This is a genomic window from Gilliamella sp. B14448G11 (assembly GCF_016101765.1).
In the GTDB taxonomy this organism is placed as follows: domain Bacteria; phylum Pseudomonadota; class Gammaproteobacteria; order Enterobacterales; family Orbaceae; genus Gilliamella; species Gilliamella apicola_N.
The window spans coordinates 72,397-88,323 of sequence record NZ_JACFPX010000002.1; the positions used below are offsets into that span (position 1 = coordinate 72,397).

11 protein-coding genes and 1 pseudogene are annotated in these 15,927 nt (G+C 29.5%); 3 read left to right on the forward strand and 9 right to left on the reverse strand.

All coding sequences use genetic code 11. The features are described 5' to 3' along the window. Positions 1-40: 40 nt before the first annotated feature. Positions 41-1,786: a gamma-glutamyltransferase gene (gene ggt / locus H3S88_RS01675; protein ID WP_198227213.1), complete on the reverse strand. Its 1,746-nt coding sequence runs from the start codon at positions 1,784-1,786 to the stop codon at positions 41-43. A 498-nt stretch (positions 1,787-2,284) separates the two neighbouring features. Here ggt and H3S88_RS01680 point away from each other — a divergent pair, with 498 nt between their 5' ends. Both H3S88_RS01680 and H3S88_RS01685 read left to right on the forward strand, forming a co-directional pair. Then, positions 2,285-3,991, forward strand: coding sequence for an ATP-dependent endonuclease (locus H3S88_RS01680; RefSeq protein ID WP_198227215.1), 1,707 nt, complete (start codon positions 2,285-2,287; stop codon positions 3,989-3,991). Next, positions 3,985-5,358, forward strand: coding sequence for a UvrD-helicase domain-containing protein (locus H3S88_RS01685; RefSeq protein WP_198227217.1), 1,374 nt, complete (start codon positions 3,985-3,987; stop codon positions 5,356-5,358). Before H3S88_RS01680 ends, H3S88_RS01685 begins: the two co-directional genes overlap by 7 nt. A 651-nt stretch (positions 5,359-6,009) precedes the next feature. Here H3S88_RS01685 and H3S88_RS01690 read toward each other — a convergent pair. Both H3S88_RS01690 and H3S88_RS01695 read right to left on the reverse strand, forming a co-directional pair. Then, the gene (locus H3S88_RS01690) at positions 6,010-6,822 is read right to left on the reverse strand and encodes a helix-turn-helix domain-containing protein (RefSeq protein WP_198227219.1); all 813 of its coding nucleotides are present in this window, start codon (positions 6,820-6,822) and stop codon (positions 6,010-6,012) included. A 483-nt stretch (positions 6,823-7,305) separates the two neighbouring features. After that, on the reverse strand, positions 7,306-8,082 hold the full coding sequence (locus H3S88_RS01695) for a hypothetical protein (protein ID WP_198227221.1): 777 nt from the start codon (positions 8,080-8,082) through the stop codon (positions 7,306-7,308). A 1,362-nt stretch (positions 8,083-9,444) separates the two neighbouring features. Between H3S88_RS01695 and H3S88_RS01700 the strand changes: the two genes are divergently transcribed. Continuing rightward, entirely contained in the window at positions 9,445-9,903 is a 459-nt protein-coding gene (locus tag H3S88_RS01700) for a hypothetical protein (RefSeq protein ID WP_198227223.1), read from the forward strand. Positions 9,904-10,122: 219 nt separating this feature from the next. Here H3S88_RS01700 and H3S88_RS13475 read toward each other — a convergent pair. From H3S88_RS13475 to H3S88_RS01725, 6 genes and pseudogenes are all read right to left on the reverse strand, one after another. Continuing rightward, positions 10,123-10,527 (reverse strand): annotated as a pseudogene (locus H3S88_RS13475) (STY0301 family protein); the annotation flags it as partial. A 158-nt stretch (positions 10,528-10,685) separates the two neighbouring features. Continuing rightward, positions 10,686-11,546, reverse strand: coding sequence for a pyridoxal kinase PdxY (gene pdxY, locus H3S88_RS01705; RefSeq protein ID WP_198227225.1), 861 nt, complete (start codon positions 11,544-11,546; stop codon positions 10,686-10,688). 13 nt (positions 11,547-11,559) lie between these two features. Further along, entirely contained in the window at positions 11,560-12,840 is a 1,281-nt protein-coding gene (locus H3S88_RS01710; RefSeq protein ID WP_198227227.1) for an MFS transporter, read from the reverse strand. A 307-nt stretch (positions 12,841-13,147) separates the two neighbouring features. Further along, the gene (locus H3S88_RS01715) at positions 13,148-13,831 is read right to left on the reverse strand and encodes a hypothetical protein (RefSeq protein ID WP_198227229.1); all 684 of its coding nucleotides are present in this window, start codon (positions 13,829-13,831) and stop codon (positions 13,148-13,150) included. 15 nt (positions 13,832-13,846) lie between these two features. After that, positions 13,847-14,668 (reverse strand): hypothetical protein, encoded by an 822-nt coding sequence (locus H3S88_RS01720; RefSeq protein ID WP_198227231.1) that lies wholly within the window; start codon positions 14,666-14,668, stop codon positions 13,847-13,849. Between the two features lie 450 nt (positions 14,669-15,118). Then, a complete protein-coding gene (locus H3S88_RS01725; protein ID WP_198227233.1) occupies positions 15,119-15,757 on the reverse strand; it encodes a PRD domain-containing protein in 639 nt (212 codons plus the stop codon). Between the last annotated feature and the right edge of the window lie 170 nt (positions 15,758-15,927).

Here is a 15,927-nt window from a genome sequence, read left to right on the forward strand (position 1 = left end):
TTCTAGCATTTCTGATTTGATCTACTATTTTAATCAATCATTAATAACCCGCAGCCAAACCATCACCACGAGGATCGGTTGCCCCCATTAATCGATGATTATCGGCATCCATTAAGATTGCACCGGCATGCCCCATGGTATCGGTATAATCCTCAACGACTTTCACATTATGTCCACGCGATTTAAGAGTATCAATAATATTCTTAGCGACTCGCCCTTCTATTTTAAGATCATTGGATGATGCTCCCCAAGTTCGCCCATGTAACCATCTTGGTGCATTAATGGCATCTTGAGGAGACAAATTAAAATCGACAATTCGCGTGACGATGGCCGCTTGAGTTTGTGGTTGCCCTTCTCCTCCCATAGTGCCATAAACCAGATACGGTGCACCCTCTTTAAATAACATGGCTGGATTTAAGGTATGAAAGGTTCGTTTATTCGGCTCTAAACGATTAATATGATTAGGATCGAGTGAAAAAAAGCTCCCTCTGTTTTGCAGTAAAATTCCGGTATCTTTGGCGACAATTCCTGAACCAAAATCATGATAAATACTCTGAATGATAGAAACCGCATTCCCTTGTGCATCAACAACGCCAAACCAAACCGTATCCCCTTTTGGATCTAATGGTTTAATATCGATACGTGCAGTTTGCATATCAATTTGTTTAGCTTGCTCTTGGCCATGCTGAGAGGATAATAAGAACTCAAGCGGGATAGGGTTAAAATCAGGATCCGTCAAATAGTTATCACGATCGGCAAACGCTTGCTTGGTCGCCTCAATGATTAAATGATAATAATCAGCACTGCCTTCGCCTAATGATTTAACATCAAAATTATTTAATATATTAAGAATCTCTAAAGAAGCCATCCCTTGTGTATTAGGAGGCAAATTATAAGCCGTATACTGCCGATAGTTAACATGAATAGGAGAAACCCATGTTGCTTTATGGTTAGCAAAATCCTCTAAGGTCAACACTCCGCCATGACGCTTTAAATCATCAACAATTTTGTGAGCAATATTGCCACGATAAAATACCGTTGCACCGTCATTGGCAATAGACTTTAATGAAGTTGCTAAATCAGGTTGTTTGAGAATTTCGCCGATTTGATAGACTTCACCATCGTTTTTTAAAAATACTTTTTTAAACTCATCAAAACGCTTAAGATCGCGAAACTCTTTATCCTTAGTATCAATATTGACTGTAGACCAATAATTCAAACTCGGTGAAACGGCAAATCCATGTTCAGCATAATTGATTGCTGAATCAAACAACTTATTCCACGGTAAAGAGTTATTCATACTTTTTGATGCATATTGATAAGCTTCATCCCAACCAGAAACCACGCCAGGGACGGTATTAGCAGCCAAATAACCACGCGACGGAATTTTATCTAACCCTTGTTGCTTATAAAATGCAATCGTCGCCAGACTACCCGATCGCCCGCTGGCGTTTAATCCCTTAATTTCTTTGGTTTTTGAATTATAAATTATCCAAAAATTATCACCGCCAATAGTATTCATTTGTGGATAAACAACCGCTAATGTCGATGCAACCGCAATAGCAGCATCAACCGCATTACCACCTTGATGTAACACATCCAGACCTGCTTGAGTTGCTAAATAATTTGGCGAAGTCACCATAACATTAGTTGTGATCGGATTAAGACATCGAGAAGGCGTCTCACAATATTTACCTGTTTCTGAAAAAGGCAACGGTTCCGCCTGACACAAGCCACTCACGAGCAACATACCTAATAACAGCTTAACTTTATATTTCTTTTCCATTTTAACCATTCCTCATCTATTAATGATAACTAAGGAATGCATTTTTTATGCCAAAAATGATAAACCCAAAATTATTTAAAAAATTACCATGACATATCAATTCATCACCAAAGACGTGAGATCTATCTTCAAGGACAATAAATATTAATTAACTTAATTAAAACAGTCCAATAACACGGAGATTATTAAAAAAATCACAATGAAATGATATAGACTCCTGAATAATTTTTACATGAAATTTCAGGGTACAGCAGAATTTAGTGGAAAATTGAAAATAAAAATCATTTATTGATAATTTTATTGCTGGAATATTAGAAAATATAGTGTTCTAAAATTAATTTATCTAATATTTTATAATTTGTGTTAATTTACTAAAAAAATCATAAAGGTGTGTATTTTACTTTATCACTGTGTAGATTAATAATTTTTATTTAGATCATTCTAAGATTAGAGTATATTTAAGTATACATAAAACTAAGTAAAAATATTTCATAAAATATGTTTATAAACAAAGTAAAAATTAATAATTATAGAAATTTTAGGAATTTTGAGGCCATTTTAAAAAAAATAACTGTAGTAATTGGTGAAAATTGTACAGGTAAGTCTAATTTCTTTTCTGCTTTATCTCTCCCATTAGCGAATAATAGTATTGATTATAACCAAAAAAAACTAAATATATCTGATATTAACAGAGAAAGTATAGTAGAGTTTTTTAATTCAGTTCTTGATAAAGAACCTGAATCTCATCAAATAACGAAGATACCAAAAGTATCAGTCATGCTTCAGTTTGTAGATCCCAAAGACAGTTATGAGAAAGCTATTTTATCAAATTGGCTGATAAAAGATGATAACGAGGATTGTTTTCAAATTCGGTATGATTTTAAACCTAAAGATGATAAAGAATTCCTAAGAGCAGTACATAGTTTATTAAAAGATACAGATAGGAAAAATATAAATTGGTTTACTTTACCTTTAGAATTTTATGATTATCAAATAGTATCAGTAAATAATGAAAGGATTATAAGTTTTAGTGACCTGAAAAATATACAAATTAATCATATTAATGCTGAACGAGATGATTTCTCCGATAAAAATACTATGAAATCAAATAGTATTCTTACTAAATTATTAATCAATAATTTAAATGAAGAAGAAAAAAAACTAATTAATAAAGCATATATAAGTTTTTTTTCTGAAATTGAAAGTACTAAAACATTTGAAAAAATTATTCAACTTGATGAAAATTTTGAAAATATTAAGAACTATTTAAAGCAATTAGAATGTATTCCAAATCTTCCTAATTTAAAAAATATTTTATCAAATATAACATTGAAATATGGAGAAGAATTTCTATATCAAAAAGGTTTAGGTCAAAGAAATTTGATTTATATTTTTATTTTATTTGCTTATTATAAAATAAATCAATCTACTTTTAATTTGTGCTGTATTGAAGAACCAGAAGCCCATTTAAGTGTTAACAATCTTAGGCTTGTTACTGATTTTATTTATAAAAGTGCTGAGAATAATAGCAATTCAAAATTACAAACAATCCTATCTACGCATAATCCAGTTTTAATTAATAAGTTAAAGTTATCAAATGTATTGACTCTTACTGGTGAAAAAGCGATTAATTTATCAAATTCACCTCAAGAGTTATTGAATTATCTAAGAAAGCGTCCAAATTTTGATATTCTTAAATTACTTTTTGCAGATAAGGTTATATTAGTTGAAGGAGTAACTGAAGAAATGTTAATTAATACTTTTTTGACTGCTAAATATTCTCAGTTGAATAATATAGAAGTAATTGCAATCAATCAAAAAGGATTTAAAACTTTTTTGGATATGTGGTTACAACTTAACCATAAAAATAACAGTAAAAAAATTGGTGTTATAAGAGATTTTGATAATCAGCCAAATGCTAAGGAAGAACATCAAAAATATGATACAAATCATGAAAATATTATAGTAAGGACAACACAAAAATATACATTAGAAGATGATTTTGTTGCCACAGATAATAATCTTAACGTATTAAACAAATTTTTTAATAAAAATTTCAATCAGGAAGAAATGTCTGACTTTCTTAAATCAAAAAAAGCAAATTACATACTTGAAATTTGTGATGCTTTACTTCGAGAAAAAGATCAAATAAATCTAAGTTTACCATCTCATATTGACGAAGTAATAAAGGAAATATTATGTTAGAAATTCAAATAGCAGGAGCTGGAGCAGGGAAGACATATAATTTAGCAAAAAATATAATTAACTATCAGAATGATATAAAAGATCATAAAATTATTTATGCTTTAACCTATACAAATGCAGCAGCTGAAAAAATTAATTATGCGATACTAAAAGATCTAGGCTACATTCCAAATAATATAGTTATTGAAACTATTCATAGTTTTTTATTAAATGAGATAATTTATCCATTTTCTCTTTATATTTTAAACCATTATTATAATAATTGTTCGACTATTCCATTAAGTAGAGTGGTTAATTTTAGAGCGCAAACAATTAAAAAATTAGAATCAAAAAATGTTATTCATTCTGAAAAAGTATATCAAATTTCCAAACAAATTATTGATGAAAATAACCATAAAAATAACAGCTCAACAAAGAAAGCTAATGTTAAATATATTCACTCTCTGTTAGCAGCAAAGATCGCAAAAATTTTTATTGATGAAGTACAAGATCTTGATGATGACGCTCTAAAAGTATTCAAAATTATTGCTCAAAAATGTTCTGATGTATATATGATAGGCGATCCCAAACAGGCTATTAAGTATAGTGATGCTTTAAATAATTTTATTTCTGACCTTAATGAAGAAAATTATGTAAAATTTCACCCAGTAAATAATGTAACAATGAGAGTTCCTTCTGAAATATTAAATATTTCTAATCGTTTTTGTTATTCAGATCAAAAACAAATTTCTAATAATAAAAATAAGGGAACATTGAAATATTTAGAATCAAATCATCCGCAATTTAATGAAATTATTAGCAAATATATAAAGAACCATATAGTCTGTATTGATAAAAAACAAGGAAAATATTCAACAAGTAAAAATATAGAGAGATCATTTCCTGATTTTGTTGCTGAAAAAATCAAAGCTCAACCAACTAATTTAAATAAAGACTTATTAGTAAAAGCTGCTTATATTGATTTTTTAGAAAATATATATCAAGGGGATATAAAAAGTGTTATTCGAAACTTAACAAATAAATATCATTTTCAATTAGAAACAAGAGAATATGCAGAATTTGCAAAACTAATATCTCAATTTCAAGAAATTCCTAGGAATATATTTAATATATCAAGTATAGACTCCATAAAAGGACTAGATTCTGACTCATGTGTTATCATTCTTTCTCCAAATATTTATAATTATCTGATACAAAAAAACTTATCCGAAGAAAAAAGATTTAATAAAGAATGGAAAAAAGTTTATGTAGCCTTAACTAGAGCTAAAAGAGAATTAGTAATTGTTTTGGATCACAATTTATTTAAATCTAAACCACTTGAAAAAGTGAGAGCTGAACTTGAAAATTTAGGTTTTATTCCTTATTAACTTTACAATTCAACAATAAAATCATATATATTATTTTTCCCTATTAGTAATTATGGTGAAATAAAAATAATACAATTACCTATAAGGGTTTTAAATCAACAAACAAGCACCATTATCATATTATTTATAAAAATAATTCTTTTTATCAATTCTCAACCAGTAAAAATAAACACCCTCCCCCAACGTTACTGATACACCAATATAAAAAACACAAAAATAACTATCGGTGTATTTGTTTCCAGTAAGAATAGAGAAAGAGTTATTTCTGCAATCATACCGATATATTGAAAGAGTCTTAATAATACAACAATGACTGATTCTAATATTGATTCATTACTATCTACATAAATACACTTTGCAATAGCCCACCACCGATACCACAAAGTAAGAAACTTGTTTATTTATGGATTTAGATTAATTAGTCATAAGATTATTAATAATAGTTAACAAAAAAAGTGGATGTTTGTTCAAACGTATTCTTAAAAAACTTTAATTTTAAACTGTATTAACAATTTAAAATGAAACGGTATAGACTCCTGAATAATTTTTACAAGAATGTAGATTAAAAGATAGATATTTAATGTATGTAATTAGAATCTTATTCTTTTCATCTTAAATAAAGAGTTATCCTGATATTAGTATAATTTTAAACTATTCTTGAAAATGATCATTGTTAAAGCAATCTATTGAGGTTATCTCATTACTTTTGTCTTCAGACATTAACGCCCGTTTAAGTTCTGATGGTCTTAATCCAAAACTTGATAAGCAAGTTCGGCTGAAATGTGCAACGTCGGCAAACCCCTTATCATTAGCCAATGTTGTTAGGTTTGATTTTGACTCAAGACTATTAGTGGCATCTCGTAGCCTTTTCCATAAAAGATAACCCCGAAAATTAATACCTAACTTAGCGCGAAATATGTGTAAAAAATGACTTTCGGAAAGATTAACTTTTGCAGCCAGTTCTTTTGAAGAAATAAGTTTAATCGGTAGTGTGGAAATTATCGATGTTGCCTTAACAATTCGATTATCTTGTTGATAACGACAATCCGTTTTAGAGCCGTGCAACAAATTAGCAATATGCTGAATATCGAATAAGCACTTATTTTTGACAGAATGAATAAAATATTGTGCAAGAATTAAAGATTGTTTTTTAGATATCAGATAAACAGGGTTAACTTTAGTAAAGTCAGATAATAAATTAAAAAATGGTGCTTCAGGCTCAACTAAAAAATTGAGAACGCAAGTTTTGTTGGTATTCAATTTATGAGGAATATTAGATCGAATAATAAAACCAAATCCATGATGATTTTCATCATCGGTTTCAAGGGTGATTAGAATATCATGTAATGATATGGTCAATTGTAAAGAAGGATGGCTATGTTTATCAGTTACGATGTTATAAAAGAAATACAAATTTGCTGTACTTTGCTCATATAATTTAATCAATGAATTATCAGGTAACAAATTAAATACTCCCTTAAATAACTTGACTTAAATACTGTTTATAAAAAATTCACTCATTGTAAATTTGACGTATATTTATCAATATTTTGTATAAATTACCAACACAATACCAGAAAAAATCGTTTAAGTTAATTTAATTATTTTTAATTGATGAACTCACAAACCACACAAGCCTGATTAAACATACAAAGATGATACCGTATAACCAAATGCTCGTTGTAATAACTGAGGTTGAATAACTAGCGTATCAATATGCAGTATAAAGGCTAAACTAATGCAAATTGAAAAAACATTATAAATAATATAGAAGTGCAGAGATAATTACGGGATATATCTCAATTTTAGGAGGATTTAGATTTTTAAATGTGAAAAAAGTATTACAAAATATGAAACAAAAATTGCTTTAAATAAGTTATATCGTGACTATAACCTAAATGCTGGAAAAACGAGTTATATCGATATCTATTTAAGAGTAATCTTTAATCATGTCATACTTAAAGCAATTTCCCTTGTCACCTTACCTTCACCAGCACAGAACTCGCAATCATTAGAGGTTATTCCGCCACATTTTCCGCAAGTAAAAATTTCAAATTCAGATAGTTCTATTTTTTGATTCTCAGGAGTGCTCCCCATATTATGGCATATAGGGCAATCTTGAAAGTTTAAACGTCCAATACCATTACAAAGTTGGCATGTCGTTAATGTTGGGATATCTTCAAGAGAATTAACATACGATAACGTTTTAGATTGAACTTCATCAATAATAGAAATTTTTCTATCAAAAAAACTAAAAATTGCTTTTTCTATTTCAATAAAAGATTCTGTCACAATATCTTTTGTTATCCGTAATAAATTAACATGCTCTTTAATTAATATTTGAATATCTCTTTTTCTATCAGAAAGTAGTCTATCTGGCGTGAAATGAGAAGGATGTCCATCATATTCAATTCCCAATGAGTCTATAAATATTTCCTTATTATTAATAATTCGGTGAATCGTTAATACAAAATCAATAGACCAATCTTGACTTTTAGGATTTATATTTTCAACTTTATAGTGAGGCCTTATATAAACAGCATGACCTTTATAAAAAGTTTTAAACCTAATATCATTCCTAGTGTTTCCTTTTTCCTCAACTAAGCTTATATAGTCAAAAATCGTCATTATACGAACTAAAAAATACACTTCTTCAAATGAAGCTTTCTTCGTTTTTTTTAAGTTAATTACCGCTTCTGTACATCGTCCAGGAATTTTTTTCATAAAAGTATTAAGATACTTTTGTTCATTATTACTCAAATAGTGTTTAGTCATAAATATCAATCTAAAATTTAATTTATATTGATAATGAAATATACGCCGAAAAATTTTAGTTATAAAATGTTAAAAAATCAACAACATAAATTGTAGTAAATAACATATAGAAATTAATTATTAATTTCATCTTCTATTGCCATTAAATTTTCGTAAGCTGATTGATTTCTGTTATTTATTTTATTATCAATATAAACGCTAAGTTTTCAGAAAAATTGTAGTGAAGTATCTTATATCACCTATTTCAAGGACAAGGTCATTTTCTATTTGTTTTAATTCAAATTGTTGAAAATGATCCATGATATCTCGCATTTTATTTAATTAACGGATAAATGGTATATAGGTGTTTTTATTAATATCAACATACAATCCTAAGCTTTCAATCTGTTTTTTAATTTATAGATAGCTTGTTGAACGCTGGGTTGTTCAAGTAGTGGAGTTTCTATAAGCAATGCATTGTTAATGCCAATTTATTCTTAACAATATCTAAATCATTTGTTGTTGCAATGGCAACGTCTTACCGTGCATGGTCAATTTCTTCTTGTGAAATCATTTTGTGTGACCAACGACCTTCTCTACGTTGCAAATCTTGTTTTAGCTAAACAATTGTTTGTATAGCTAAAATTATTTCCCGCATCAACAGATTCCAAGTTAGCAATCACATCATTTTACAGAAAAATTTCCAATACCAAATAAATACACATGTTAAAAATAGTAATTTCTTTTGACGTATTGATTGATACAAAATCAAATCAAAGTCCACAGTATAAAACGGAAAAATAAGAAAGTCTTGTATAAACTAGCTGAATTAGTGCTGAATATTCTATTTAGTTAATAATATTTAAATGAGCAAAATTTATTAAAATTGGATCGAGGCTTGATAAGACAAATAATTGAATAATAAACAATAAAATCAAATATAAAAATTTTTTGTTTTAAATTATGTTAACGATTTAAGATGAAACGGTATAGACTCCTGAATAATTTTTACAAAAATTAGAGAAATCCATCCACTTTAAATATAAGAAAAACATAGTACCCAAAAATCATACTATTTTTATTAATAGATAAATTTCTAATCAAAGAAAATAAAAGTATTAGACATTGTTTTGTAGATGATGACAGGATATATGACTTATATATTAATAAAAAAGTATATTATTGCATTATTGCTTTATGCTATTTTAAAGGATAGGAATTGAATCACTAAAATTGTTATTAGCTTAATCAATTAGATGACTTTTCCAATCAAACCTTTAAACAATTAGTGTTACAGCGGATTAATGTTTTACCAAAAGAAGATAAATTAATATGGGGCATCATAAAGAACTTATTGATGTAATACTAGGAATAGTAAATAGCTTTAACAGCCGAAATAATGATTTACAGGGATACTGGGCATTAGGTGTATTATATCGATTTGCAAAATATAACAATATTCAATCATTAAAATTTGATTTATTAAATCAGATTATTGAACCTGAAAAAGCAAGTTTTCATCAAATTATATCTGAGTACCATTCAAAACTTACCCACTTGTTAAATAAGAAAAAAATGAATTTAAATTGTTTGCAAAGTGCAATAATTACAATTGATTTTGGTCTTTATACAACGCATCACAAAAAGATTAAATATCCTATTGGTGATCCTTATGTGATTATAGGTAGACTAATTGATGATCGAGGAAAGATATTTGAATCAATAACATACGGAAAATGTAGGTCACATAATCCAACACAAGAACAACAAAGTGGGCGAATTGATCAATAATAGATTAGAGTTTATGTTATTGATTCCCTTAACACATAGATCTAATAAAGCTGGTCAACCCAAATTATCGGCTTAATTAACTACAGCTAAATGTTATTAAAATATGCTAAATAATTTTCCGATTTTATAAAACGATAAGATAATTATCAAACTGACTAAGCATAACAAACACTATTGAAGATACTTAAATTCAAAGCATTTAAAATTAAAAAACCAGATTTATTTTACCTTTTGCAATTCACTCGTACTACAGATAAGTTTGGCTTTTATGGCTTGGTTTTTATCATTTGAATAATCCGCCCAGCAGCTTTTCATCGATGAATCGATTTTTTTGACCAATTGGACTTCATTACCATTATAGCTGCAACTAACGTAGCTACCACCTTCATCATAGACCGAGTTGACTTGCCAAGTGATATCATGTTTTTTGTCATCTATAATTCCAATTTCAGGCTTTAACTGAAATAATTTAACCGGTTCATCAGAATAAACACCAAGACTACTGAGCGCAAGGCTACGATCTTTTTTATCCGAAACTTGCCAGCCCTCAGGAATATTTTCAAGCTCAGAATGATCAAATTTGATGTTGACTTTAGCTGGGCAATCAATTTCGTAGCCATTGGCGGTATTGACCGCTCCTAACTAAGTGATTGCAATTAAACTTATACTGACTATTTTGCCTTTCATATTATCAACCCTTCTTAAATCATAATTAATATATTTTTTAATTTTCAATTAATTATATTGATGACTTAAATATAATTTTAATTGGAAGTTGTTTTTTATAACATTATTGCACGGTACTGTAAATCGGGCTGTTTAATCCACTCTTGAGCATCAATGATTGCCAGTTCTCGTGCATCTTTTTGTTTTGTCACAGCTAATACATGATTTGCAGCGTTAGCGGCCAATTCAAAGGCGTCTAGTTGTGATTTGCCATTAACTAAATGGGCAGTGAACAAACTGCAAATTAAATCCCCAACGCCTAATGGACGATAAGGAAAATCATATAATGGTCTGGCAAGATGATAGTTTTGCGATGGTGTAGCTAAAATCATTTCAAACAATTCTGTAGTTTTGCCTGCATGAACTAAGTTTTTGACTAATACGGCTTGGATAGGTTTGTTTTGTAGCTTTTTGATTGCCATTTGTACATCTTCAAACGTCTTAATTTCGATATTCGACAATAATTGCAATTCTAATAAATTGGGTGTGATATAGTCTGCGTGTTTGATAGCCTGCTTAGTAAAAAAATCAATTATATTTTGCGGTAGCGAACTGCCTTTATTAATGTCTCCTCCCATTACGGGATCGCACACATAGATGGCATTTGGGTTATAGTATTTTATTTTTTTTACCGCTTCGAGGATCTCTTCACCCTGTTCGGCAAGGCCGATATATCCTGATATGATGGCATCAATTGAGTTTAGAACGCCGATTTTTTCTAAACTGTTTACTATTCGAGTAATTTGCTGAGCACCCAGTACAATACCATCATAATCAGGATAAACTGTATTACTCGATAGTTGCACTGTGTGGATGGGCATGACTTCAACGCCTTGTAATTGCATGGCTAATGTAGCAACTTTGTTACCCGCATAACCATACACGACATTAGATTGAATTGATAAAACGGTTTTCATAGATAGTTGCCTTTTACTCATCATAATAGTGATATTTGCTTAAAAGATAGATGCTTATAATCGATAGCAATGCTAAACAACAATAAAATAAGGCGAGTGGTAACCAATAAGTCTTGTAGGTATAAATAATGTATGCCCCTATCATTGGGATTAGACTACCAAATATGGCAGCACAACCTTGATAGCTCATCGATAGACCAGTATAGCGAATTCTGGCAGGAAAAATTCGGCTTAAATAACCTGCTATCACACCATAAAAGCCACTGTAGCAAATCACATTTAACGAAATACCAATAATAAAGCTAACTTTAGTTCCTGATTGAATAATCGGGAATAACAAAAAGACTGATGCCATGGCCAAAATGGCTGAAACAATTAAAAAGCGCGTTGCCGAAAACTTTTCTGAAAAATAAGAGATAAACGGCTGAGCAATAAAGTGCACGACTGCTATCCAAAATAACGCATCAACGATAGTCTTTTTTTCAACGCCGAGAGCCATAGTTGTATAACCAATCATTAGCGTATTAGAAAATATGCCACTAAATGACAGCACATTGGCACAAATGGCTAATACCAATATTGGAGTTGCTTGTTTAAACACATCAATAATTGGCGCGGATTCTTTTTCTTTTAGGCTTGCTTGTTTTTTGCATGATTCGATAAATACCGGTGATTCCGTTAAGGTAACCCTAGCGATAAGACCAACAATTAACAAAATAAAACTGGCTAAAAAAGGAATGCGCCAATAGCCATTATTAATTAGCTGATCAATCGGTAAACCAATAATATAAGAAAAAACCAATAATGCTAAAATATTACCCGCAGGGCTACCCCACTGGGCAAACGATGAAAAAAAGTTTTTTAGCCCTTTTGGCGCATGTTCATTCGCCATTAATACGGCTCCGCCCCATTCACCCCCAACAGCAACACCTTGTAAAATTCGTAATGCAACTAACAGTATCGGCGCAATGATTCCCGCTTCTTGATAAGACGGTAATAAACCAACGCACGTTGTCGCAATTCCCATTAACAGTAAAGTAATAATTAACGATTTTTTGCGCCCTAAACGATCACCAATATGACCAAAAAGAATTGCACCTAAAGGGCGTGATAAAAAACCAACTGCAAAGGTGGCAAATGTCCCTAAAACTTGCACAAATTGATTATCAGACGGAAAAAAAAGCTGACCAAAAATTAATACTGATGCTAACGCATAGATATAAAAATCATACCACTCAATTGTGGTACCAATAAAAGCAGCAAAAGCGACTTTTTTAGCAGATGAATTGGGCATAAACAGACCTTGGATAAGTCAATGACTAAAGATAAGTAGGTAATGACAAAGAAACTAACACAAAACCATCAATATCACAATTTGTTATCAGATAAAGGAGAAAACTTATCTAAAAAAGAGAGGTATTAAGACGTAATATAAATCTTATAAAAATATTTCGGTAAAACAGTAATATTTTATATTTTACGATTCCAAATACAAAAGGGTATTAAACTTTATTAATTACAACTTTTAGGCTAGTTATTAATAGCAATGGCTATGTTTTATTAATTAAAAATTAGCTCATTACTATTAATTTACTTGTTCATTATATTTGTTCAATAATAAATTCTTCTAAAGGTGGATATTCTATAATAACACCATCTAACGCCTTATTGTTACTTCGGATAAGTTGGTTTTTTTCCAATAATTCAATAGCTGGTTTAAATAATATATCTTCAATATTCTTGGAATTGATTTTCATAAGCTCAACACTATAAGTCCAACAATTGTTAGGAAGCTCATCGTAAAGAAGAGATAAGACACATTTATTTTCATCATCAATAAAAATAAATTTACCATGATCTTCTTCAAAATATTCACTTTCACTTACTGGGTATCTAAAATATGAATCTCGATGTACCATACTTTCCCAAAAAATAATATGAATTAATGGAAAAGGCTTTTCACTTATTGATTTATCAAAAACCGTTTCGCCACTAAAACATAATTGAAAGTTCAAATAGCCATAAGGTTCTGTTCCTGTTTTGGCATTTATCTTTGAAATCGGAACACTTAAGCTAGTCCACTCACAAAACCAACCGTTGTTAGACTTTTTTGTTGTGTATTTTGTCGAATCTATTTTGTATTGCTTAGCATTTTTGTCAAAATAGGCTTTGATTTTATCTGAAATAGTACTTTTTAACACCTCGACTTCTTCAGTGAATTTTTTGTACTCATTTAATGCATTCGTAATTGCTATACCTTGTGTGCGCGTAATATTATTTTCCATTGTTGACCACTCCAATTAAATGTTAGATGAAGATACATCAGTTCCAATATTTCGAAAATGATAATTAATTTTTAAGTCAGGATCTATTTTGAGGTTTAGATTGGTGAAAGCGTTAAATGTTGTGAGATCTAAACAATCCAAAAAGCTGATTAAATCATCCCCAATATTTCGAAAATGATAATTAATTTTTAAGTCAGAATTTATTTTGAGGTTTAGATGAGTGAAAGAATTAAATGCTCTAAAATCTAAACAATCCAAAAAGCTGATTAAATCATCTAAATAATACTGTAATTTTTGATTATTACTTTGATCCTTAATTTCTTTTATTTTATGTAAAAAATTTAACCACGTTAAACTTTTCCAATTCTTATTTTTACTGGCTTTAATAGCATTAAACGTATCGACATAATTAGCTAAATAGATTAAATAAGATGTTCCACCCTCTTGTGGCGATTTAAAAAACTGCCACTCTCTTTCAATTTGATCTTCTGAAAAAGAATAAGTGCCCCATTTTAACTCAAATATATAAGTTTCCTTTTTGTCATTCACGTCGAAATTGAACACAATATCAGGTTCAGTTCTTCTACGCTCATTATTAAAAGTATCTATTTTAGATGGCCAAAAATCAATATTAGCTTTTATCTGTAAATTGCTATCATCAATTAAATTAGTTTTAATGCCAGCGATAGATGTAATGAAAAAATAAATTTCTTTAGCTTCAAAATAACGTAGTGGACCAAATATTGTGGAGGTAATGATGTCTTCTCGAGGTATTCTAATATTATTTTGCTCTTTTAAAAGATAATGGCATTTTTTCTTAATAACTGCATGTAACACTTTCCAACTCCTTAATATTATCAAACTATCAATAATAGTCTTTCCTTAAATTAATTAGTAACACCGTTAGATAAATTAATGTTAAATATCAGAGTATTAATAATATCAATTTTAATTAAAACGATTATACATTGTATTATGTAGAATAATAATATTAAAAGATTGATTTGTTTAATTTAGATTTATATAAATGATTTTACGGGGGAACTTGAGCTAGGGTTGATCTAACTGTATCCATGACTAATAATGACTTTAGAGGAATCAATGCATCTTAACTGTTTACATTTTTTAATAACGTTATTTCATTAAGATAACTACCTTATTTAGATGGCAATTTATGAATATATCCTGTTTTAAAATCACCTATCCATATCGATAAAGCTAATATAGCAAAAGCAACTTTTTAGTAAAAAAATTAGATCTCAACCTTACGTAACTAAATGATATATATTATTTGGTATTGCGTATTAGTCTATTAATATGAATCCCCAAATAGACCACCTCATCATCGGATATTGAGCTATGATAAGTTTGATCGATGTATTGTTTTGCTTTCTCTGCAATATGCATTGCATAAGGATAAAGCGAGGATATTTGTTCATAAAGATCGTTATTATCTTCTTGTAATTGATTATTGGCATAAAATCGTTCTACAAAAAATTTAATATGGGTAATAAAACGGGTATAGTGAATTGATGAGGTATCTATTGGCACGCCAACGGAATATTTCACCAATTTCACTATTGAATTTATCATTTTGGCATATTGAAACGTATTAAGATTTTGTGTGGTCGTGGTTTGAGCGTTAATGAGATGAAATGCAATATTACTCGCTTCTTCTTCAGGAAAAGTGAGATTATATCTTGCGTTGAGTAACTCAATAGCTTGCTTGGCGATATTAAACTCTTGCGGATAATAATTTTTTATTTCCCAATATAATTTATTGGGTATAAACAGACCTTTTTTAACTCGTTCAACCGCAAAGTAAATATGATCTGTCAGTGTTAAATAAATATTATTATTCAGTTTTCTGTTTAAGTTGTTTTCAGCTAATGTGATTATTTTTCTTGTTAGTAGTAAAAAAAGCAAGACCTAGATAAACAGTAAAATGCAGCTATGCATATACAATTTATTTAAGTCCTGCCTGCTTTACCAGTCACATGCCTGTTTAATTAGCATACAAACATACAATAGATACTGAGTCAATTTTGATTTAGAAGAATTGTGAACTAGATCTCAATCACCATTACAGAATAATT

What these genes read in the sequence shown, in the direction of transcription:
- H3S88_RS01695 (WP_198227221.1), bottom strand. Translation starts at nt 8,082, where the DNA reads ATGAAAAAAATTCCTGGACGATGTACAGAAGCGGTAATTAACTTAAAA.
- pdxY (WP_198227225.1), bottom strand. Translation starts at nt 11,546, where the DNA reads ATGAAAACCGTTTTATCAATTCAATCTAATGTCGTGTATGGTTATGCG.
- H3S88_RS01680 (WP_198227215.1), top strand. Translation starts at nt 2,285, where the DNA reads ATGTTTATAAACAAAGTAAAAATTAATAATTATAGAAATTTTAGGAAT.
- H3S88_RS01715 (WP_198227229.1), bottom strand. Translation starts at nt 13,831, where the DNA reads ATGGAAAATAATATTACGCGCACACAAGGTATAGCAATTACGAATGCA.
- H3S88_RS01710 (WP_198227227.1), bottom strand. Translation starts at nt 12,840, where the DNA reads ATGCCCAATTCATCTGCTAAAAAAGTCGCTTTTGCTGCTTTTATTGGT.
- H3S88_RS01685 (WP_198227217.1), top strand. Translation starts at nt 3,985, where the DNA reads ATGTTAGAAATTCAAATAGCAGGAGCTGGAGCAGGGAAGACATATAAT.
- ggt (WP_198227213.1), bottom strand. Translation starts at nt 1,786, where the DNA reads ATGGAAAAGAAATATAAAGTTAAGCTGTTATTAGGTATGTTGCTCGTG.
- H3S88_RS01700 (WP_198227223.1), top strand. Translation starts at nt 9,445, where the DNA reads ATGGGGCATCATAAAGAACTTATTGATGTAATACTAGGAATAGTAAAT.